At 62.2% G+C, this 21,749-nt stretch carries 21 protein-coding genes; 15 read left to right on the plus strand and 6 right to left on the minus strand.

Annotation, left to right across the window (positions count from 1 at the left end):
* Positions 1-204 precede the first annotated feature (204 nt).
* The 6 genes from ACODTO_RS24815 (at position 205) to ACODTO_RS24840 (ending at position 5,959) form a co-directional block, all read left to right on the plus strand.
* Positions 205-1,026, plus strand: coding sequence for an NAD-dependent epimerase/dehydratase family protein (locus ACODTO_RS24815; RefSeq protein WP_139648725.1), 822 nt, complete (start codon positions 205-207; stop codon positions 1,024-1,026).
* 43 nt (positions 1,027-1,069) lie between these two features.
* The gene (locus ACODTO_RS24820; protein ID WP_139648723.1) at positions 1,070-1,975 is read left to right on the plus strand and encodes an SMP-30/gluconolactonase/LRE family protein; all 906 of its coding nucleotides are present in this window, start codon (positions 1,070-1,072) and stop codon (positions 1,973-1,975) included.
* Positions 1,976-2,031: 56 nt separating this feature from the next.
* Positions 2,032-3,000 carry a TRAP transporter substrate-binding protein gene (locus ACODTO_RS24825; protein ID WP_175362203.1) on the plus strand — a complete coding sequence of 323 codons (969 nt, stop codon included), beginning with the start codon at positions 2,032-2,034 and terminating at the stop codon, positions 2,998-3,000.
* Positions 3,001-3,076: 76 nt separating this feature from the next.
* A complete protein-coding gene (locus tag ACODTO_RS24830; protein WP_139648719.1) occupies positions 3,077-3,604 on the plus strand; it encodes a TRAP transporter small permease in 528 nt (175 codons plus the stop codon).
* Positions 3,604-4,884: a TRAP transporter large permease gene (locus ACODTO_RS24835; RefSeq protein WP_175386746.1), complete on the plus strand. Its 1,281-nt coding sequence runs from the start codon at positions 3,604-3,606 to the stop codon at positions 4,882-4,884. The genes ACODTO_RS24830 and ACODTO_RS24835 overlap by 1 nt, the downstream gene beginning before the upstream one ends.
* A gap of 208 nt (positions 4,885-5,092) precedes the next feature.
* Positions 5,093-5,959 carry an aldose 1-epimerase gene (locus ACODTO_RS24840; protein WP_489107208.1) on the plus strand — a complete coding sequence of 289 codons (867 nt, stop codon included), beginning with the start codon at positions 5,093-5,095 and terminating at the stop codon, positions 5,957-5,959.
* A gap of 134 nt (positions 5,960-6,093) precedes the next feature.
* Here ACODTO_RS24840 and ACODTO_RS24845 read toward each other — a convergent pair whose 3' ends face one another.
* Positions 6,094-6,894 carry a sulfite exporter TauE/SafE family protein gene (locus ACODTO_RS24845; RefSeq protein WP_489107209.1) on the minus strand — a complete coding sequence of 267 codons (801 nt, stop codon included), beginning with the start codon at positions 6,892-6,894 and terminating at the stop codon, positions 6,094-6,096.
* Positions 6,895-7,031: 137 nt separating this feature from the next.
* On the opposite strand from ACODTO_RS24845, the gene ACODTO_RS24850 reads away from it, so the two are divergent.
* Positions 7,032-7,895 carry an MBL fold metallo-hydrolase gene (locus tag ACODTO_RS24850; protein ID WP_489107210.1) on the plus strand — a complete coding sequence of 288 codons (864 nt, stop codon included), beginning with the start codon at positions 7,032-7,034 and terminating at the stop codon, positions 7,893-7,895.
* 127 nt (positions 7,896-8,022) lie between these two features.
* On the opposite strand, the gene bkdR is transcribed toward ACODTO_RS24850, so the two are convergent.
* Positions 8,023-8,511 (minus strand): Bkd operon transcriptional regulator BkdR, encoded by a 489-nt coding sequence (gene bkdR / locus ACODTO_RS24855; RefSeq protein WP_003202929.1) that lies wholly within the window; start codon positions 8,509-8,511, stop codon positions 8,023-8,025.
* 191 nt (positions 8,512-8,702) lie between these two features.
* On the opposite strand from bkdR, the gene ACODTO_RS24860 reads away from it, so the two are divergent.
* The 5 genes from ACODTO_RS24860 to ACODTO_RS24880 all read left to right on the plus strand — a co-directional run bounded on the left by ACODTO_RS24860 (position 8,703) and on the right by ACODTO_RS24880 (position 14,922).
* Positions 8,703-9,938: a 3-methyl-2-oxobutanoate dehydrogenase (2-methylpropanoyl-transferring) subunit alpha gene (locus tag ACODTO_RS24860; RefSeq protein WP_489107211.1), complete on the plus strand. Its 1,236-nt coding sequence runs from the start codon at positions 8,703-8,705 to the stop codon at positions 9,936-9,938.
* Between the two features lies 1 nt (position 9,939).
* Positions 9,940-10,998, plus strand: coding sequence for an alpha-ketoacid dehydrogenase subunit beta (locus tag ACODTO_RS24865; protein ID WP_139648707.1), 1,059 nt, complete (start codon positions 9,940-9,942; stop codon positions 10,996-10,998).
* Positions 10,999-12,273, plus strand: a complete 1,275-nt coding sequence (locus ACODTO_RS24870) for a dihydrolipoamide acetyltransferase family protein (protein WP_489107212.1) — start codon at positions 10,999-11,001, stop codon at positions 12,271-12,273.
* Positions 12,274-12,287: 14 nt separating this feature from the next.
* A complete protein-coding gene (gene lpdA / locus ACODTO_RS24875; protein ID WP_489107213.1) occupies positions 12,288-13,673 on the plus strand; it encodes a dihydrolipoyl dehydrogenase in 1,386 nt (461 codons plus the stop codon).
* A gap of 229 nt (positions 13,674-13,902) precedes the next feature.
* A complete protein-coding gene (locus ACODTO_RS24880; RefSeq protein ID WP_139648702.1) occupies positions 13,903-14,922 on the plus strand; it encodes a branched-chain amino acid aminotransferase in 1,020 nt (339 codons plus the stop codon).
* A gap of 105 nt (positions 14,923-15,027) precedes the next feature.
* Here the strand turns inward: ACODTO_RS24880 and ACODTO_RS24885 are convergent, their stop codons facing one another.
* Positions 15,028-15,783 carry an ArsR/SmtB family transcription factor gene (locus ACODTO_RS24885; RefSeq protein ID WP_139648700.1) on the minus strand — a complete coding sequence of 252 codons (756 nt, stop codon included), beginning with the start codon at positions 15,781-15,783 and terminating at the stop codon, positions 15,028-15,030.
* 82 nt (positions 15,784-15,865) lie between these two features.
* On the opposite strand from ACODTO_RS24885, the gene ACODTO_RS24890 reads away from it, so the two are divergent.
* Positions 15,866-16,999 carry a cytochrome P450 gene (locus ACODTO_RS24890; RefSeq protein ID WP_489107214.1) on the plus strand — a complete coding sequence of 378 codons (1,134 nt, stop codon included), beginning with the start codon at positions 15,866-15,868 and terminating at the stop codon, positions 16,997-16,999.
* Between the two features lie 16 nt (positions 17,000-17,015).
* Here ACODTO_RS24890 and ACODTO_RS24895 read toward each other — a convergent pair whose 3' ends face one another.
* On the minus strand, positions 17,016-17,357 hold the full coding sequence (locus ACODTO_RS24895; RefSeq protein WP_489107215.1) for an FKBP-type peptidyl-prolyl cis-trans isomerase: 342 nt from the start codon (positions 17,355-17,357) through the stop codon (positions 17,016-17,018).
* A gap of 177 nt (positions 17,358-17,534) precedes the next feature.
* Between ACODTO_RS24895 and ACODTO_RS24900 the strand changes: the two genes are divergently transcribed.
* Positions 17,535-18,593: a M4 family metallopeptidase gene (locus ACODTO_RS24900; protein ID WP_139648694.1), complete on the plus strand. Its 1,059-nt coding sequence runs from the start codon at positions 17,535-17,537 to the stop codon at positions 18,591-18,593.
* Positions 18,593-18,916: a protealysin inhibitor emfourin gene (locus tag ACODTO_RS24905; protein WP_139648692.1), complete on the plus strand. Its 324-nt coding sequence runs from the start codon at positions 18,593-18,595 to the stop codon at positions 18,914-18,916. Before ACODTO_RS24900 ends, ACODTO_RS24905 begins: the two co-directional genes overlap by 1 nt.
* A 26-nt stretch (positions 18,917-18,942) precedes the next feature.
* Here ACODTO_RS24905 and ACODTO_RS24910 read toward each other — a convergent pair whose 3' ends face one another.
* Together ACODTO_RS24910 and ACODTO_RS24915 are read right to left on the minus strand one after the other, a co-directional pair.
* Positions 18,943-19,251: an RcnB family protein gene (locus ACODTO_RS24910; protein WP_041022179.1), complete on the minus strand. Its 309-nt coding sequence runs from the start codon at positions 19,249-19,251 to the stop codon at positions 18,943-18,945.
* Between the two features lie 324 nt (positions 19,252-19,575).
* On the minus strand, positions 19,576-21,654 hold the full coding sequence (locus ACODTO_RS24915; RefSeq protein WP_175362192.1) for a putative bifunctional diguanylate cyclase/phosphodiesterase: 2,079 nt from the start codon (positions 21,652-21,654) through the stop codon (positions 19,576-19,578).
* Positions 21,655-21,749: the final 95 nt, after the last annotated feature.

Genomic DNA, 21,749 nt, shown 5'->3' on the forward strand with positions numbered 1-21,749 from the left:
ACGCCAAACCACTGTGGGAGCCGAGCTTGCTCGCGATGGCGGCGGTACATCCAACTTCTATGCAAGCTGACCCACCACTTTCGCGAGCAGGCTCGCTCCCACAGGGGAATGGCGCTGAAGATCAGCATGAGGACAAGGATATTTTCCAGCGGTCAAACGGCAACCCATAACTGATACCTCTCACTGTTTTGCTCAGGTAACTCCATGACTACCACACACATCCGTCATCCCTTCAATCGCTTGCTGCTGACCGGCGCCGCCGGCGGCCTGGGCAAAGTCCTGCGCGAACGTCTCAAGCCTTTCGCCCGACACATTCGCCTGTCGGACATCGCCAACATGACCCCGGCCATCGACGAAAGCGAGGAAGTGGTGCTGTGCGACCTGTCCGATAAACAGGCGGTGCATCAACTGGTGGAGGGCGTCGATGCGATCCTGCATTTCGGTGGCGTTTCGGTAGAGCGTCCGTTCGAAGAAATCCTCGGCGCCAACATCAGCGGTGTGTTCCACATCTATGAAGCCGCCCGCAAGCACGGCGTCAAACGCGTCATTTTCGCCAGCTCCAACCACGTCATCGGTTTCTACAAGCAAGATGAAGCCCTCGACGCCCTCTCCCCTCGCCGTCCGGATGGCTACTACGGCCTGTCCAAGTCCTACGGCGAAGACATGGCCAGCTTCTACTTCGATCGCTACGGCATCGAGACCGTCAGCATCCGCATCGGCTCTTCGTTCGTCGAACCCCAGAACCGCCGGATGATGAGCACCTGGCTGAGCTACGACGACCTCACCCAGTTGATCGAATGCTCGCTCTACACCCCGAACGTCGGGCACACCGTGGTGTACGGCATGTCCGCCAACCGCGATGTCTGGTGGGACAACAGCCACGCCGCGCACCTGGGTTATCAGCCCAAGGACAGTTCCGAAATCTTCCGTGCCAAGGTCGAAGCCCAGCCGATGCCGGCCGCCGATGACCCGGCCAGGATCTACCAGGGCGGTGCTTTCGTAGCGGCCGGCCCGTTCGACGACTGATTCGCCTGTTTTTCATGGGATACGAATGCACAAGGGAATCACCATGCAAGCTGAATTGATTGTCGACGCACGCAACGCCGTCGGGGAAAGCCCGGTGTGGGTCCCCGAGGAAAACGCGCTGTATTGGGTGGACATCCCCAGTGGCGGCCTGCAGTGCTGGAACGCCGGGACCGGCCAACTAAAGGGCTGGGGAACGCCGGAAATGCTCGCCTGTATCGCCCGTCACCAGGACGGTGGCTGGGTGGCCGGCATGGAGAGCGGTTTCTTTCGCCTGCACCCCAATGACGACGGGACGCTGGACAGTGAGTTGTGCGCCAACGTCGAGCATAGCCGCGCCGACATGCGCCTCAACGACGGCCGTTGCGACCGTCAGGGGCGTTTCTGGGCCGGCAGCATGGTACTGAACATGGGCGCCAATGCCGCCGAAGGTCGGCTGTACCGTTATGAGGCGGGGCAACGCAGCCCGGTCGAGGCGCAACTGAGCGGTTTCATCGTGCCCAACGGCCTCGGTTTCAGCCCGGACGGACGGACGATGTACCTCTCCGACTCTCACCCCCTGGTGCAGCAGATCTGGGCCTTCGACTACGACCCCGACAGCGGTACGCCCTCCAACCGGCGCGTGTTCGTCGATATGCAACCGTTGGCCGGGCGCCCCGACGGCGCGGCCGTGGATGCCGAAGGTTGCTACTGGATCTGCGCCAACGATGCCGGGCTGATCCATCGCTTTACCCCGGATGGCCGCCTGGACCGTTCGCTGGCCGTACCGGTGAAGAAACCAACGATGTGCGCCTTTGGCGGCAGCCGTCTGGACACCCTGTTCGTCACCTCGATCCGCCCAGGCGATGACAACGACCCGCAATCCCTGGCCGGTGGCGTGTTTGCCCTCAACCCCGGCATCAAGGGCCTGGCTGAACCTGCTTTCGGAGGACGGAAACACTCCGCGAACTGATCTGCTTTGCCGCTTCACATCGATAGACATAAAAACAACAACACTGGAGATTGATCATGAATTTCAAACGCACGCTTTTGATCGCAGCTTTGCCCCTGGCCTTCCTGGCGCAGGCAGCTCATGCCCTCGATATCAAGATCGCCGACATCCACCCCAAGGGCTACCCGACCGTGGTCGCCGAGGAATCCATGGGTAAAACCTTGGAGAAGGAGAGCAACGGCGAGCTGAAATTCAAGTACTTCCCAGGTGGCGTACTGGGCTCTGAAAAAGAAGTCATCGAGCAGATGCAAGCCGGCGCGATCCAGATGTCCCGCGTCAGCCTGGGTATCGTCGGCCCTGTGGTGCCAGACGTGAACGTCTTCAACATGCCATTCATCTTCCGCGACCAGGCCCATATGCGCGCCGTCATCGACGGTGAAGTGGGTGATGCGATTCTCGACCGGATCACCAACTCCGAGTTTGGCCTGGTGGCCCTGGCCTGGATGGACGGCGGCACGCGCAACCTCTACACCAAGAAGCCAGTGCGCAAGCTCGAAGACCTCAAGGGCATGAAGATTCGCGTGCAAGGCAACCCGATGTTCATCGAGACCATCAATGCCATGGGCGGCAACGGTATCGCGATGGACACTGGTGAGATCTTCAGCGCCTTGCAGACCGGCGTGATCGACGGCGCGGAAAACAACCCGCCGACCATGCTCGAGCACAACCACTACCAGAACGCCAAGTACTACAGCCTGACCAATCACCTGATCCTGCCCGAGCCGATCGTGATGTCGAAGATCACCTGGAACAAGCTCACACCGGAACAGCAGGACATGGTGAAAAAAGCCGCCAAGGCAGCCCAGGCCGAAGAGCGCGTGCTGTGGGACAAGAAGTCCATCGCCAGTGAAGAAAAACTCAAGGCTGCCGGCGTCGAGTTCATCACCGTCGACAAGAAACCTTTCTACGACGCCACCGCACCGATCCGAGCCAAATACGGCGCACCCTATGCCGATCTGATCAAGCGTATCGAAGCGGTCCAGTAACCCCTCTCGATCTGTACTCATGAAAAGGCTGGGCGCGCCTGCGGTTAAAAGGCGCGCCCGGTTACGGTGGAACCCGATGAAGAATTTGCTGCTGCGTATCAACGACACGATTTACATGACTTGCATCTGGGTGGCCGGCCTTTCTGTCCTTGCCGTTGCGCTGATGATTCCGTGGGGGGTGTTTGCCCGCTACGTACTCGGTACCGGCTCAAGCTGGCCGGAGCCCACCGCCATCCTGCTGATGATCGTTTTTACGTTCATCGGTGCCGCCGCCAGCTATCGCTCCGGCTCGCACATGGCCGTGGACATGGTCACCAGCCGGCTGCCCCCACGCTGGCAAACCCTGGCTTCGATTTTCACCCAGCTCCTGATGGCCGCGGTGTGCATTTTCATGACCGTCTGGGGCACCAAGCTGTGCATGACCACCTGGAATCAATTCATGAGCGCCATCCCCACCCTGCGCGTCGGCATCACCTACATGCCGATCCCGGTCGGTGGCTTCCTGACACTGATTTTTGTCCTGGAAAAGCTCCTGTTGGGTGATCAAAGCAAGCGTCGGGTCGTGCAGTTCGACCTGGTTGAAGAAAACGAAGGTGCCGCTTAATGGACGCTCTGATTCTGCTGGGCAGTTTTTTGTTGTTGATCCTGATCGGCATGCCGGTCGCCTACGCGCTGGGCGCTGCCGCCCTGATCGGGGCGTGGTGGATCGATATTCCGTTCCAGGCCATGATGATTCAGATAACGGGCGGCGTGAACAAATTCTCGTTGTTGGCCATTCCCTTCTTCGTCCTGGCCGGTGCGATCATGGCCGAGGGCGGCATGTCCCGCCGATTGGTGGCATTTGCCAGTGTGCTGGTAGGCTTCGTGCGCGGTGGCCTGTCATTGGTCAACCTCGTGGCCTCGAGTTTTTTTGGTGCGATCTCCGGTTCCTCGGTAGCCGATACCGCTTCGGTCGGCTCGGTGCTGATCCCGGAAATGGAACGCCGCGGCTATCCGCGTGAGTTCGCCACCGCCGTCACCGTCAGTGGTTCGGTGCAAGCGCTGCTGACGCCGCCCAGCCACAACGCGGTGCTGTACTCCCTCGCCGCTGGCGGCACCGTTTCCATCGGATCGCTGTTCATGGCTGGCATCGTCCCCGGCATCATGATGAACCTCTGCCTGATGGCGCTGTGCCTGGTCTTTGCGAGAAAGCGCAATTACCCCAAGGGCGAGGTGATTCCGCTCAAGCAAGCGTTGAAGATCTGCAAGGAAGCCATGTGGGGCATGATGACGCTGTTCATCATCCTTGGCGGCATTCTCTCGGGTGTTTTCACGGCCACCGAGTCGGCCGCCATTGCCGTGGTCTGGGCATTCTTCGTGACCATGTGCATCTATCGCGACTACAAGTGGAGCGAGTTGCCAAAACTGATGCACCGTACGGTGCGCACCATCTCCATCGTGATGATCCTGATCGGCTTCGCCGCCAGCTTCGGCTACATCATGACGCTGATGGAAATCCCGGCGAAGATCACCACCGCGTTCCTGACCTTGTCGGACAACCGCTATGTGATCCTGATGTGCATCAACGTGATGTTGCTGCTGCTCGGCACCGTGATGGACATGGCGCCGCTGATCCTGATCCTGACGCCTATCCTGATGCCAGTGATCATGGGCATCGGCGTCGACCCGGTGCAGTTCGGCATGATCATGCTGGTCAACCTGGGCATCGGCCTGATCACGCCACCGGTGGGTGCAGTGCTGTTCGTGGGCTCAGCCATTGGCAAGGTCAGCATCGAATCCACCGTCAAGGCCCTGCTGCCGTTCTACGCCATGTTGTTCCTGGTACTGCTCCTGGTGACTTACGTCCCCGCCATTTCGCTGTGGCTGCCGCATCTGGTGTTGTAATCCCATAAGCGAGCAAGCCCCCTTGTGGCGAGGGAGCTTGCTGTGGGAGCAAGGCTTGCCCGCGATGAAGTCAATGCGGTTTTACTTTGAAACCGTGTCGCCTTTTTCGCGGGCAAGCCTTGCTCCCACAGCCAAGCTCCCTCGCCACAACTGCGTTCACACAAGAACTCCTGCACCACCCCTTCCCACTCGGCAGACAACGCCCACCATGACATCCCTCCTGCACCTCGAAGACGAACTCACCCACCTCACCGTGGCGCCGCACCTGGGTGCCAGCCTGGTGAGTTGGACCTTGCGCAGCAACGGCCAGCCTCTGTTGCGCCCGCCCGCACCGCAGGCGCTGGAAAACCGCCTGCCTGGCAAGCTCGGCTGTTTTCCATTGATCCCCTGGTCGAACCGGATCGCCAACGGCGGCTTCGATTGTCCCGGCGGCTGGCTGGCATTGGAGGCCAATAGCCCCAACGACCCGTTTCCGATCCATGGCAGCGCCTGGCAACAGGCGTGGCAGGTGATCGAACAGAGCCCTCAGGAGGCATTGCTGCAACTGCACAGCCAATACCCGTTCGCCTATTGCGCCAATCTGCGCATCCGCCTGGACGGTGGCCAATTGCAGGTTTCGATGCAGGTCACCCACCTGGCCGAAGAGCCGGCCTGGCATGGGTTGGGCTTGCATCCTTACTTCCCCCGGACCATCAACACCCGCTTGCAGACCTGCGCCACCGACGTCTGGTTGTGCGACGCCACGAAGCTGCCGACGCAGTTGAGTGATGTTCCCGCACACTGGGACTTCCAGCAGCCTCGTGCGCTGCCGGATGCCCTCGTGGATAACGGTTTCGGCGGTTGGGACGGACACTGCCTGATCGAACAACCCGACCTGGGCTATGCATTGGAATGCCGAGCCAGCGGCAGCGATTACTTCCTGCTGTACTGCCCGGTGGGCCTGGACTTCTTTTGCATCGAACCGGTCAGCCACCCGGTCAACGCCCACCACCTGCCAGGGCGACCGGGGTTGCGTCTGCTGGAACAAGGGCAGTCTGTGGCGTTGGGGTTTTCGATGCAGTGCAAGCCATTGTAATCCCTGTGGCGGGGGAGCTTGCCGTGGGAGCAAGGCTTGCCCGCGATAGAGGCGACACGGTCCAAGGTAAAAACCGCGCTAACTTCATCGCGGGCAAGCCTTGCTCCCACACTGGGTTTCCACAGCTGCGCGCATTACGCCCGCACCCACATGTACGCCGCCACCCCCAGACACACTCCGGCAAACCCGACCTGCAACACCCGGGCCGGGACCCGGGACGCCAGTCGCCGGCCCAGCACCATGCCGACAATGCTGGCCACGATGAACATTGCCCCAACCTGATCGATACGCACCCCGGCATGAAGGGCCCCCGCCACGCCGATCAGCGAAATCAGGCTGATGACCATCAGCGAGGTGGCGACGATCCCGCGCATCTGCACGTCGGTCAGTTGCTTGAATGCCGGCACGATCAGGAAACCACCGCCCACGCCCAGCAGGCCGGACACCACGCCGGTCACCGCGCCGAGCGTCGCCAGCGTGGCGGTGCAGCGCGGGGTCCAGGCCAAGCGTCCGGTCTGGCGATCGAGCATGCAATTCTTCTGGCCCCAACTGGCCGCACCGTGGTCGCTCGGCCCCGGCTGCGCGCTTTCCCGTCGCAACATGCGCACCGCCACCAGCACCATCAACAAGCTGAACAGGATCATCAGGATTTTTTCCGGGAGTTGATGGGCCAGGAAGATGCCCAGTGGCGAAAACACCGCCCCCAGCAATGCGATCAACAACGCCGCGCGATAGCGCACCAGGCCATGGCGCAAGCCATCGATGACGCCTACCGCCGCCGAACTGCCCACGGCGAACAACGCCACGGGCGCGGCCTGGGTCATGGTCAAGCCCAGCCCCAGCACCAACGCTGGAACCGCGAGGATGCCGCCGCCCGCCCCGGTCAATCCCAGGACCAGGCCCATGACCACGCCGAAAAAACTTGCCAGCAACATAAGATTCTCTCAAGCCGCGCACACCTGTTGGCAGATGCGATCGCATTTGCAGGAGGCCTTGGCCCTCACTAAGCTGCGGACCATATGTTGCCAACCTTACGTGTTGCAACCGGTTCCTTCCGTACAGGTTAGTCGTCATGCCCGCGCAGATCCAAAGCTTCCTCGACCCCGCTTCAAAGACCTACACCCATGTCGTTTATGAGCAGGACGCAGGACAATGCGCGGTGGTCGATCCGGTGCTCGACTACGACCCGGCCTCGGGGCGCAGCGGCACCACGCAGGCTGACCGGGTGATCGCGTTCGTACGCGAACACCGGTTGACCGTGCAGTGGCTGCTGGAGACCCACGCCCACGCCGACCACCTTTCCGCCGCGTCCTACCTGCGTCGGGAACTGGGCGGCAAGATCGCCATCGGCCAGTCCATCGGCCAGGTCCAGAACGTCTTCAAGGCACTGTTCAACCTCGAAGCGCAGTTTGCCGTGGACGGTTCGCAGTTCGATCATCTGTTTGGCCCCGATGAAACGTTCTTCATCGGCAACCTCAAGGCCACCGCGTTACACGTGCCCGGCCATACCCCGGCGGACATGGCCTACCTGATCGACGACGATGTGATCCTGGTGGGCGATACGCTGTTCATGCCCGATGTCGGCAGCGCCCGTTGCGACTTCCCCGGCGGTAACGCGCACCAGCTCTACGCCTCGATCCGCAAGCTGCTGGCCTTCCCCGCCAGCGTGCGGCTGTATGTGTGCCATGACTATCCGCCGGATCATCGCGAGCCCCACTGCATGAGCACCGTGGGCGAACAGCGCCAGCACAATATCCACGTTCACGATGGCATCGACGAAGCCACCTTTGTCACCATGCGCACCCAGCGCGACGCCACGTTGGGTATGCCAACGCTGCTGTTGCCGGCGATCCAGGTCAATGTGCGGGCAGGCAACCTGCCGCCCGCCGAGGCCAATGGCGTGACGTATCTGAAGATTCCGCTCAATCAGCTTTAAGGGCAAAAACCCTGTGGAAGCGAGCCTGCTCGCGATAGCGGTGGGCCAGCTTGCATTGATGTCGCAGGCGCTGACGCTATCGCGAGCAGGCTCGCTCCTACAGGGGATTGCGACTATCCGTTGAGGTTCAGGTACCCAAGGTCAACCCATTGGCCGGCAGCGGCAATGCCGTCTTGTAGCGTACCTGCTTGAGCGCGAAGCTGGAGCGGATATTCGCCACGCCCGGGACCTTGGTCAGGAAGTCCATCATGAACCGCTCCAGGGACTGGATCGTCGGCACCAGCACGCGGATCAGGTAATCCGGATCGCCCGCCATCAGGTAGCACTCCATCACCTCGGGCCGGTCCGAGATCGCTTCTTCGAAATGCTGCAGCGCCTCCTCCACCTGCTTCTCCAGGCTGACGTGGATGAACACGTTGACGTGCAGGCCCAGCAGGTCGGCATCCAGCAGCGTGACCTGCTCGCGGATCACCCCCAGCTCTTCCATGGCGCGGACCCGGTTGAAGCACGGCGTCGGCGAAAGATTGACCGAACGGGCGAGATCGGCGTTGGTGATGCGGGCGTTTTCCTGAAGGCTGTTCAGAATGCCGATGTCGGTGCGATCCAGTTTACGCATGAGACAGATATTCCTGATTTTTATCGTTGTGCAGATTTTTTATCTGCAAATGGTCCGAACAGCAAGCCAACTGAGAAAAATATTCTTCGCCGTCGAGCCTATGATTGTTGTAGGACAATTCTCCTCATCCAGGGGATTTGTCAGCTAGCGCGCCCACTACAAGAAATTCACAAGATCGAGCGTAGAAAGCCATGAACCCAGCGTACGAACCGCTACGCCTGCACGTCCCCGAACCTACGGGCCGTCCCGGCTGCAAGACCGACTTTTCCTACCTGCATCTGAGCGATGCGGGCACGGTGCGCAAACCTTCCATCGACGTTGAGCCGTCCGATACCGCCGACCTGGCCCGGAGCCTGATCCGCGTGCTCGACGACCAGGGCAATGCCCATGGTCCCTGGGCCGAAGACGTGCCCCTCGACATCCTGGAAAAGGGCATGCGCGCCATGCTCAAGACGCGGATCTACGACAACCGCATGGTGGTCGCCCAACGCCAGAAAAAGATGTCGTTCTACATGCAGAGTCTCGGCGAGGAAGCCATCGGCAGCGGCCAGGCCCTGGCGCTGAACATCGACGACATGTGCTTCCCGACCTATCGCCAGCAAAGCATCCTGATGGCCCGTGACGTGCCATTGGTGGACATGATCTGCCAGTTGCTGTCCAACGAGCGGGACCCGCTCAAGGGCCGCCAGTTGCCGATCATGTATTCGGTCAAGGAAGCCGGTTTCTTCACCATCTCCGGCAACCTCGCCACACAGTTCATCCAGGGCGTGGGCTGGGGCATGGCGTCGGCGATCAAGGGCGACACCAAGATTGCGTCGGCCTGGATCGGTGACGGCGCCACCGCCGAATCGGATTTCCACACCGCCCTCACCTTCGCCCACGTCTACCGGGCGCCGGTGATCCTCAACGTGGTCAACAACCAATGGGCAATTTCCACCTTCCAGGCCATCGCCGGCGGTGAAGCCACTACCTTCGCCGGACGCGGCGTCGGTTGCGGCATCGCCTCGCTGCGGGTCGACGGCAACGACTTCATGGCCGTCTACGCCGCCTCGCGCTGGGCCGCCGAACGCGCCCGCCGCAACCTCGGTCCGACCCTGATCGAATGGGTCACCTACCGCGCTGGCCCGCACTCTACCTCCGACGATCCTTCCAAGTACCGGCCTGCCGATGACTGGAGTCATTTCCCGTTGGGCGATCCGATTACCCGTCTCAAGCAGCACATGATCCGCATCGGTCAATGGTCGGAAGAGGAACATGCCGCCGTCACCGCCGAGCTGGAAGCGCAGATCATCGCGGCCCAGAAGGAAGCCGAACAGTACGGCACCCTCGCCGGCGGCCAGGTGCCGAGCGCCGCGACGATGTTCGAAGACGTCTACAAAGAGATGCCGGAGCACTTGAAGCGCCAGCGTCAGCAGTTGGGGATCTGACATGAACGATCACAACAACACTATTGCGCTGGATACCGCCATGACCACTACCACCATGACCATGATCCAGGCCCTGCGCTCGGCCATGGACGTGATGCTCGAACGTGACGACAACGTCGTGGTGTTCGGCCAGGATGTGGGCTACTTCGGCGGCGTGTTCCGCTGCACCGAAGGCCTGCAGAACAAATACGGCACCTCGCGGGTGTTCGACGCGCCGATCTCCGAAAGCGGCATCGTCGGCGTGGCCGTAGGCATGGGCGCCTACGGATTGCGGCCGGTGGCCGAGATCCAGTTCGCCGACTACGTCTACCCGGCCTCGGACCAAATCATTTCCGAAGCGGCGCGCCTGCGCTATCGCTCGGCCGGCGAGTTCACCGCGCCCATGACCCTGCGCATGCCCTGCGGCGGCGGCATCTACGGCGGCCAGACCCACAGCCAGAGCATCGAGGCGATGTTCACCCAGGTCTGCGGCCTGCGCACCGTGATGCCATCGAACCCCTATGACGCCAAGGGCCTGCTGATCGCCTCCATCGAAAACGATGATCCGGTGATCTTCCTCGAACCCAAGCGCTTGTATAACGGCCCGTTCGACGGCCATCACGACCGCCCGGTAACGCCGTGGTCGAAACACCCGACGGCACAAGTACCCGACGGCTACTACACGGTACCGCTGGACGTCGCCGCCATCACCCGTCCAGGCAAGGACGTGACCATCCTCACCTACGGCACCACGGTCTATGTGTCCCAGGCCGCCGCCGAGGAAACCGGCATCGATGCCGAGGTCATCGACCTGCGCAGCCTGTGGCCGCTGGACCTGGACACCATCGTCAAGTCGGTGAAGAAGACCGGCCGTTGCGTGATCGTCCACGAAGCCACCCGCACCTGCGGCTTCGGCGCCGAGCTGGTGTCGCTGGTCCAGGAACATTGCTTCCATCACCTGGAAGCCCCTATCGAGCGTGTCACCGGTTGGGATACCCCCTACCCGCATGCGCAGGAGTGGGCATATTTCCCAGGGCCGTCCCGGGTGGGCGCGGCGTTGAAACGGGTCATGGAGGTCTGAATGGGCACGCACGTTATCAAGATGCCGGACATCGGCGAAGGCATCGCGGAAGTGGAATTGGCGGCATGGCACGTCAAGGTTGGCGACCTGGTGACCGAGGATCAGGTTCTGGCCGATGTCATGACTGACAAGGCCATGGTGGACATCCCCTCGCCCGTGCATGGCCGGGTCATCGCCCTGGGCGGTGAGCCGGGTGAAGTCATGGCGGTGGGCAGCGAACTGATCCGTATTGAAGTGGAAGGTGCCGGCAACCTGAAGGAATCGGCACAACCACCGGCTGCGGCTGCGACTCTGGCCGCCGAGCCCGCACCGCCCAAAGCGCCTGAGCCGGTGGCGGAAAAACCTGCCGCCGCGCCCCGCCCGGCCCAGCAACCCCAGGCCCCTGTGGCCCGCGATCCCGACGAGCGCCCACTGGCCTCGCCGGCTGTGCGCAAACACGCCCTGGACCTGGGCATCCAACTGCGTCTGGTCCAGGGCAGCGGCCCTGCCGGCCGGGTACTGCACGAGGACCTGGAAGCGTATCTGGCCCAAGGCCCCTCGACGCCGGCCAAGGGCGGCTCAGGCTACGCCGAGCGCCACGACGAGCAGCAGATCCCGGTGATCGGCATGCGTCGCAAGATCGCCCAGCGCATGCAGGAAGCCACCCAGCGCGCCGCCCATTTCAGCTACGTCGAGGAAATCGACGTCACCGCCCTCGAAGAGCTGCGGGTTCACCTGAATGAAAAACACGGTGCCAGCCGTGGCAAGCTGACCTTGCTGCCGTTCCTGGTGCGGGCGCTGGTCGTGGCCTTACGGGATTTCCCGCAGATGAACGCGCGCTATGACGACGAGGCCCAGGTCATCACCCGCTCCGGTGCGGTGCATGTCGGGGTCGCGACCCAGAGCGACGTCGGCCTGATGGTGCCGGTGGTGCGTCATGCCGAGGCCCGCAGCCTGTGGGACAGCGCGGCGGAGATCGCGCGCCTGGCCACGGCAGCCCGCAATGGCAAGGCCAGCCGCGACGAACTGTCCGGCTCGACCATCACCCTGACCAGTCTCGGCGCGTTGGGCGGGATCGTCAGCACTCCGGTGCTGAACCTGCCGGAAGTGGCGATCGTCGGCGTGAACAAAATCGTCGAGCGGCCTGTGGTCATCAAGGGCCAGGTGGTGATCCGCAAGATGATGAACCTCTCCAGCTCCTTCGATCACCGGGTGGTCGACGGCATGGATGCTGCGCAATTCATCCAGGCCCTGCGCGGCCTGCTTGAACAACCCGCCACCTTGTTTGTGGACTGATACCAGGAGCAGGCATGCAACAGACTTTGAACACCACCCTGCTGATCATTGGCGGTGGCCCTGGCGGTTACGTAGCGGCGATCCGCGCCGGTCAGCTGGGCATCCCGACCATTCTCGTGGAGGGCCAGGCGCTGGGCGGGACTTGCCTGAACATCGGCTGCATCCCGTCCAAGGCGTTGATCCATGTGGCCGAACAGTTTCATCAGGCACAACACCATAGCCAGGGTTCAGCCCTGGGTATCACGGTGTCGGCGCCGGTGCTGGACATCGGCAAGAGCGTGGAATGGAAGAACGGCATCGTCGATCGCCTGACCACCGGTGTGGCGACACTGTTGAAAAAGCACAAGGTCCAGGTCATTCACGGCTGGGCCAAGATCATCGACGGCAAGACCGTCGAGGTCGGCGATAGCCGCATCCAGTGCGAACACCTGCTGCTGGCGACCGGCTCGAAAAGCGTCGATCTGCCGATGCTGCCCATCGGTGGGCCCATCGTTTCTTCCACCGAAGCCCTCGCCCCGACCTCGCTGCCCAAGCACCTGGTGGTGGTCGGTGGCGGTTACATCGGCCTGGAATTGGGCATTGCCTACCGCAAGCTCGGTGCCGAGGTTAGCGTCGTGGAAGCCCAGGAACGGATCCTGCCGGCCTACGACGGCGAGCTGACCCAGCCGGTGCATGAGGCGCTCAAGCAATTGGGCGTGAAGTTGTACCTCAAGCACAGCGTCGAGGGTTTCGACGCCCAGGCCAGCACGTTGCAAGTGCGCGACCCCGCCGGCGACACCTTGAGCCTGTCCACCGACCGGGTCCTGGTGGCGGTCGGTCGCAAGCCCAATACCCAAGGTTGGAACCTCGAGGCCTTGAACCTGACGATGAACGGCTCGGCGCTGAAAATCGACAGTCGCTGCCAGACCAGCATGCGCAACGTCTGGGCTATCGGCGACCTGAGCGGCGAACCGATGCTCGCCCACCGGGCCATGGCCCAAGGTGAAATGGTCGCCGAACTGATCGCCGGCCAGCCTCGCGAGTTCAACCCGACGGCCATCGCAGCCGTGTGCTTCACCGATCCGGAGCTGGTGGTGGTGGGCAAGACGCCGGACGAAGCCAAGGCAGCCGGTTTGGACTGCATCGTTTCCAGCTTCCCGTTCGCCGCCAACGGCCGGGCGATGACGCTGGAGTCGAAGAGTGGTTTCGTGCGGGTGGTGGCGCGTCGGGACAACCATGTGATCGTCGGCTGGCAAGCGGTCGGCGTGGGTGTCTCGGAACTGTCCACCGCGTTTGGCCAATCCCTGGAAATGGGCGCACGGCTGGAAGACATCGCCGGCACCATCCACGCCCATCCGACGCTCGGCGAGGCGGTACAGGAAGCGGCGCTGCGGGCATTGGGGCATGCGTTGCATCTGTGAGATAGCGACCTGAGGATCGTTCCCACGCTCCGCGTGGGAATGCAGCCAGGGACGCTCCGCGTCCCAAAGCCGAACGCGGAGCGTCCGTTGAAGTATTCCCACGCGGAGCGTGGGAACAATCATGCGAGTGAGGCTGCGAAACACCCCTGGAATGAAGTATTGTTGTCCCCATCCAAAAAACGTCAGAAGCCTTGACCGTTTCGACGGTTATGAAGATATAGAGGGTGTCATGGGTAACGAGAGCATCAATTGGGACAAACTGGGCTTTGACTACATCAAGACCGACAAGCGCTACCTGTCGCACTGGCGCAATGGTGCCTGGGACACCGGCACCCTGACCGACGACAACGTGCTGCACATCAGCGAGGGCTCCACCGCCCTGCACTACGGCCAGCAGTGCTTCGAAGGCCTCAAGGCCTACCGCTGCAAGGACGGCTCGATCAACCTGTTCCGCCCGGACCAGAACGCCGCCCGCATGCAGCGCAGCTGCGCCCGCCTGCTGATGCCACACGTCGACACCGAGCAGTTCATCGACGCCTGCAAGCAAGTGGTTCGCGCCAACGAGCGCTTCATTCCACCTTACGGCACCGGCGGCGCGCTGTACCTGCGCCCCTTCGTGATCGGCGTGGGTGACAACATCGGCGTGCGCACCGCCCCCGAGTTCATTTTCTCGGTGTTCTGCATTCCAGTCGGCGCTTACTTCAAGGGCGGCCTGACCCCGCACAACTTCCTGATCTCCAGCTTCGACCGCGCCGCCCCACAAGGCACCGGGGCCGCCAAGGTCGGTGGCAACTATGCCGCCAGCCTGATGCCGGGCTCTCAGGCCAAGAAAGCCAGCTTCGCCGATTGCATCTACCTTGACCCGCTGACCCATTCGAAAATCGAGGAAGTCGGCTCGGCCAACTTCTTCGGCATCACCCATGACAACAAATTCGTCACGCCCAACTCCCCGTCGGTCCTGCCGGGCATCACCCGCCTGTCACTGATCGAGCTGGCCAAGACCCGCCTGGGCCTGGAAGTGATTGAAGGTGATGTGTTCATCGACAAGCTGTCGGACTTCAAGGAAGCTGGCGCCTGCGGTACCGCGGCGGTGATCACCCCGATCGGTGGCATCAGCTACAAGGACAAGCTGCACGTGTTCCACAGCGAAACCGAAGTCGGCCCGATCACCCAGAAGCTCTATAAAGAGCTGACTGGCGTGCAGACCGGCGATGTGGAAGCGCCGGCTGGCTGGATCGTCAAGGTCTGATCCGATAGAAGCGAGGGGGCTTGCCCTCTCGCATGGTGTTGCTGATGACGCCATCGCGAGCAGGCTCGCTCCCACAGGGATTCTCAGTGGTCATGAGGCTTGCGTTCAACGCAAATCCACTGTGGGAGCGAGCCTGCTCGCGATAGCACCGGCGGGTTCGACATCCCTCTGCGCACTGACACCCAATCGCCCGGGCATTTCCCGGCGCCCCTTGGCCGTCACGGCCAATGCCCGGCTGTCCAGATCCTGAGTCAGCCACTGGCGCCTGATCGCCAATTGCAGCAACGCCGCCCCCAAGGCACCGCCCAGATGCGGCCGACGCATGCTCCAGTCCAGGCAGGGGCAGGCAAATCGGCGCCGTTCACTGGCCAGGGCCTGGACGTCAATGCCTAACGCCTCGAACAGCGTCTTGCCGGATTCGCTCAGCCGATAATCCTGCCCCTCCCCCTCTACCAACCATCCGGCGTCAATCATGCGGTCATGCAACCGCACCGCCAGGGTGCCAGCCATGTGGTCGTAGCAGGTGCGAGCAAATTGCAGGCGATCCGGAGTACGCGACACAAAAGCCGGCGCGGGCTTCTGACCGATCACCATCAACGCTTCCAGCGCCTGGGCGACACGCTTGTCCGCCAGGCTGTAGTAGCGATGGCGGCCCTGGACATGTAGACGGACCAGGGCCAGGTCCTTGAGCTTCGCCAGATGGGCACTGGCGGTGGAGGCGCTGACCTCGGCGATGCTCGCCAATTCTGTGCTGGTACGGGCATGACCGTCCATCAACGAACAGAGCATCCGGGTACGCGCCGGTTCGGCAATGGCCGCAGCCACCTGGGACACACCTAGATCAAAGTGTTCTGCGCTCATATTTCGCTCCCGGACGAATCAATTCATGCATCGACTGGGGATAGTAGCAACACTTTCGTCAACACGAACAAGGCAGCGCTGCATGGACCCGATCACCGCCGCGACCCATCCCGACCCCTACCCTTACTACGCCAGCCTGCGAGCCCAGGGAGGGCTGACCTTCGATCCGCACCTGAAATTGTGGATCGCCAGCAGCGCCGAGGCGGTGTGCGCCGTGCTGCGCCACGCCGATTGCCATGTGCGCCCAGCCCACGAACCCGTGCCGAAAGCCATTGCCGATGGCCCTGCCGGCCGAGTATTCGGGCGCCTGATGCGCATGAACGAAGGCGAGCGCCAGCGTTGCCCCCGAGCGGCCATTGCACCTGGGCTACAGGACATCGACCCGCAACAGGTGGAGACACTGGTCAGGGCACGTTTCATCACGGAGGACGACGTCGACCTGCACCCTCGGCAGTTCATCGGACCGGCCAGCGTGGTAGCGGCGCTGCTGGGTTTCAGTCCGACGCAAAGCCACCTGGTCAGTGAACTCACCGGGGATTTCGTCGCCGGCCTGTCGCCCTTGAGTCAAGCCACGCAGTTGGATGCGGCGCACCGGGCCACCGAACAACTGGAAATGCTGTTCCGGGAACGCATCGACACGCCGGACAGCCCTCTGCTGAAACGCATCTGTCAGGACTTGGCAACCGATCCGGACAGCCTGGTCCCCAACCTGATCGGCCTGCTTTCGCAGACCTATGAAGCCACGGCGGGCTTGATCGGCAACGCGGTGCTGGCACTGATCCGCGACCCGGCGTTGCGACGGACAGTCATCGCCGCCCCCAAGCAGATCAGCCCGCTGCTGGCCGAAGTCCAGCGCTTCGACCCGGGCGTGCAAAACACCCGCCGCTTCGTCGCCGCCCCCTGCGAAATCCTCGGCGCGACGCTGAACAGCGGCGATGTGATCCTGGTGCTGCTGGCCTCGGCCAACCGTGACCCGCGGCTCAATCCGCAACCGGACGACTTCCTGCTGGATCGCTCGAACCGTCGCAGCGTCAGTTTCGGAACCGGGCGTCATGAGTGTCCCGGGCAAACCCTGGCGCTGAGCATCGCCCACGCCACACTCGAAGCGATGCTTGAACGAGAACCGCGATGGGACCGTTTGACCTGGAGCTACCGCCCCTCGATCAACGGACGCATCCCGACGTTCAGCGACCAGTCAGGCACCCAAGCACCTTGACGTGCCCCAGCGCTCGTCAATCGTCCCTGGTCAGCACTTCCAGCAGTTCGATTTCAAAGATGAGGTTGGCGTTGGGCTTGATGTGGGCGCCCATGGATCGCTCGCCATAGGCCAGATACGCCGGCACCAGCAGCTTGCGCTTACCGCCGACTTTCATCCCCATCAGGCCCTGGTCCCAGCCCTTGATGACGCGCCCGGTGCCGATCACGCACTGAAAAGGCTTGCCGCGACTGTAGGACGAATCGAACTCGGTACCGTCCTCCAGGGTGCCGCGGTATTGGGTGGTAATCAGCGCGCCTTTGACTACGCTTTTGCCGTCGCCCTGTTCCAGGTCGATGATTTGCAGTACTTCGTTCATGGGTATTCCCGAGTGATTCCAGGCGCGGTTTTTCGCAGAAATCGGCGCGCCTGGCAACTCCAATGGTCTTTGAGCGCAACGTGCGCCGGCGGATGAATCCGGTAAACAGGAGGGAACCGTAGCGCCCGCGTCGGTTCACATGGGTATCGACCCTGCTATTCAGATAAGGATGTTCTGATGATCGACTCTCGCCCTCTCAACGGCTTTATTCCTCCCTATATCCTCAATCGCATCATCGCCCACGGCTCAGAACAGCAACGCTCCAGTGCCCTCGGCACCCTGACCCATGTGCGTAGCCTGCGGCACAACCCGGGTCCGCCTGGCAACTCTCCCGCCGCCGCTGTGCTGCCCAAGGGCAAGGCCGGACACCCACAGCGCAGCGTGCACGATGCCCAGAACAGCATGGAGCTGCCCGGCCAGCCGGTGCGCCTCGAGGGTCAAGCGGCCAGTGGCGATGCGGCCGTGGACGAGGCTTACGACGCACTGGGCGCGACCTATGATTTCTTCTGGAAGGTCCTGGGCCGCGACTCCATCGACAACAAAGGCTTTGCCCTGGTAGGCAGCGTGCATTATGGCAAGGGCTATGAGAATGCCTTCTGGAACGGCGCGCAGATGGTCTTTGGCGACGGCGATGGGGAAATTTTCCAGCGTTTTACCCGCTCCCTGGACGTCGTGGCTCATGAGCTGGCCCACGGCGTCACCGAAAGCGAAGCCGGGTTGATCTATGCCAATCAATCCGGTGCCCTGAACGAGTCTATCTCCGACGTGTTCGGTGTGCTGGTCAAGCAGTTCGTCCTCGAACAGACGGCCGACCAGGCCGATTGGCTGATCGGTGCCGACCTGCTCACCGATAAGATCAACGGCGATGGCCTGCGCAGCATGGCCAATCCCGGCACCGCCTACGATGACCCGCTGCTGGGCAAGGACCCGCAGCCCGCTCACATGCGCCAGTTCGTCATTACCCGTGAGGACAACGGCGGTGTGCACATCAACTCCGGTATCCCCAACCACGCCTTTTATCTGATAGCCACCGCACTGGGCGGATTTGCCTGGGAAAAGGCCGGGCGGATCTGGTATGAAACCTTGTGCGACAGGAACCTGGCCAACGACGCGACTTTCAGTGCCTTCGCCCACCTGACCGTCGAGCATGCACGCCAGCGGTTCGGCGAGCGGGAGGTACGAGCGGTACAGGACGGCTGGGCCCAGGTCGGCGTCAACCTGACCGAGGAGAGCTGATGAAAACCCTTCCAGACCTTGACGACAACGCCGTGGTGCGCCTGTCGCGCCAGGGCGGCGTGGCAGCGATCCATGCCCTGACCCGCCCGCGGGAAATCGAGTTCGCCCAATGCGACCTCGACCAGCGCACGCGCATCCATTCGGTTCTGGAGGGTTGCCTGCCGCTGACCTCCTCCACCTCGGGTCAGGGGGATCAACGCTTCTTCCAGATCGAAGTACGCTATCGCACTGACGATCAGGACAATGAAATGGTGTTACAGGTGCCCGAGGACCGGGCACCCGGCGAGCTGGTTCATCTGTGGGACAAGGGGGAAGTGCTCTGAAGTCCTAAAGACTTTTCACACAGAGCCTAACGCGTGGCCGGAACGATCTTGACGATCGCGCCGGACACGGTTTCGATCAGCAAGTACTTGTCGTCGATATGCACCCATTGCTGGTCGTTTGTCGGCTGTTCGAGCTTCTTCTGTTTCCAGTCTTTCATGGCCCTGTCCGCGCGCTGGTAATCCGCGGGTACCCGGTCGTTCTCCACCAGCCTGCGGCCATTGCTCGGCGAATGCTCCAAGGCATCCCCGGTTTTCTCGACCGCTTGTGCAACAGGCCCAAGGGCTCCAAGGCCGACGATCAGCGCCAGGCTGGCGATCAAGGTTGGTTTACGCATAGAAAGACTCCAGTTATCAAGGTACTGAATCTCCGACTTCAACGGTGGCGAATCATTCCTTTTACTGTAGCGACCAACCAAGATACATAAAGCCTGGGAGCGGCTTGCTCGCGATAGCGGTATATCGGCCACAAAAATGTTGAATGGACCGCCGCCTTCGCGGGCAAGCCCGGCTCCCACAGGTCCAGCGGCGTACTCGATATCTCCTGCACCATGACTCCCCCGTGGGAGCGAGCCTGCTCGCGATGACGGCTGCACAGTCGACTCACCTGCAACTGAGCCATCGCTATCGCGAGCAGGCTCGCTCCCACAGGCGATGCTGTTTCAGACCACCGCCAAGCGTGGCACCTGGCGGATATTCTGCAGGAAGCGATCGGCCGGCATTGGATGGCCCAGCAGGTAGCCTTGCAGTGAGTCGCAGCCCAGTTGGGTCAGGAAGTCCTGTTGCACATCGGTCTCCACCCCTTCGGCGACGATCCGCAGGCCAAGGGCCTGGCCGAGGGCGACGATGGCCGAGACGATGGCGGCGTCGTCGCTGTCGTGCTCCAGGTCGCGCACGAAGCCGCGATCGATCTTCAGCTCGTTGGCCGGCAGCCGCTTGAGGTACATCAGGCTCGAATAGCCGGTGCCAAAGTCGTCGATGGACAGGTCCACGCCCATGTCCGAAAGCTGCTGCAATACCGTCATGCTGGCATCCGCGTCGCTCATGGCGGTGGTTTCAGTGATTTCCAGGGTCAGGCTGTTGGGCAGCAAATGGTGCACCTCCAGGGCCTTGGCGACACTTTGCACCAGTCCGGCATGGCAGAACTGCAAGGCCGAGAGGTTCACGGCGATACGCCAATCGGTATAGCCGAGCACGTACCATTCACGCATCTGCCGACAGGCCTCGTTCAGTACCCATTCGCCAATGGGAATGATCAGCCCGGTCTTTTCCGCCAGGTCGATGAAGGTGTCGGGCATCAACAGGCCCTGGGTCGGATGGTGCCAGCGCAGCAACGCCTCGGCGCCGACCGGACGACCGTTGGCCGCGTCGAACTTGGGTTGATAATGCAGGCTGAACTGCCGCTGTTCGACGGCGATGCGCAGGTCTTGCAGCAACTGCAATTGCTTGCGGGCATTGCTGTTCATCGAAGCATCGAAAAAGCTGTAGCCGTTCTTGCCGGCGCCTTTGGCGTGGTACATCGCCGCGTCGGCGTTCATCAGCAGCTCTTCGGCGCTCAGACCGTTACCGGGGAACAGCGCGATACCGACGCTGGCGGAAATCTGCAGATCATGCTCAGTGACCCGGAACGTGCGGCCGATCAAACCGACCTGGCGCGCCGCCAGCCGCAGGGCATCGTCGGGCTCGGCCAGTTGCACCAGCAACACGAATTCATCACCGCCGATCCGCGCCAGGGTGTCCTGGCTGCGCAAATCTTCGCGCAGGCGCAGGGCCACGTCGCGTAGCAGCAAATCACCCATGTGATGGCCAAAGGCGTCGTTGACCGGCTTGAAGCCGTCCAGGTCGATGAACATCAAGGCGAAGCAGCCACCCTGCTCCTGCACCCGGTGCATGGCCTGGTCGATGCGATCCGCCAGCAGCACCCGGTTGGGCAATCCGGTGAGGGGGTCGTGCAGGGCCAGTTGAGTCAGTTCCCGGTTCGCCTGGGTCAACGATTGGGCCAGTTCCGCGGTACGGGCTTCCAGGCGTGCGTCGAGAATCGACGTCAGCAAGGCAATGGCCAGCACCGCCAACGTCGTGATCAGCACCACATTGTCCAGGCCTTTGCCGCTCAAGCCGTCGAGGGAACCACAGAAGCTGCCCTCCCTGAACTGCGCCCCCGCCATGCCGGTGTAATGCATGCCGACAATGGCCACGCCCATGATCACGGCGGCGCCGGCACGGGCCAGTCGAACACGGGGACTGTTGTGGCGCAGGCGAAAGGCAATCCACAACGCCGCGGCGGAGGCCCCTACCGCGATCACCAGCGAAGCGCCGAACAGCGTCGGGTCGTAGTCGATGCCCGGCTGCATCCGCAAGGCCGCCATGCCGGTGTAATGCATGGCGCTGATGCCGGCGCCCATGATCAGCGCGCCAAAAGCCAACTGCCAGGCCGGTAAACGTGGCTGGCTGACCAGCCACAGGGCAAAACCACTGGAAAGAATGGCAATCAGCAACGACAGCGCAGTGATGGACAGGTCGTAGCCAAGTTCCACCGGCAAGGTGAATGCCAGCATGCCAATGAAGTGCATCGACCAGATGCCCACCCCCATCGCAAATGCGCCACCGGCCATCCAGAGGTGAGCAGCGCGGCCACGGGTGGTGGCGATACGTCCGGCCAGATCCAGCGCGGTGTAGGACGCCAGTACTGCAACCAATAGGGAAATCAAAACAAGGGCGGGGGAATAACTGCCGATGAGCATGGGGGGTTTTCTCGTAGCTGAAACGCCGAACTGCCTCCATGCCCGGTTGAGGCTGCGATTGTACTCAATCCCATCGCAGGAAGTATCAAAAAGCC

It is taken from the genome of Pseudomonas sp. FG13, assembly GCF_057809755.1.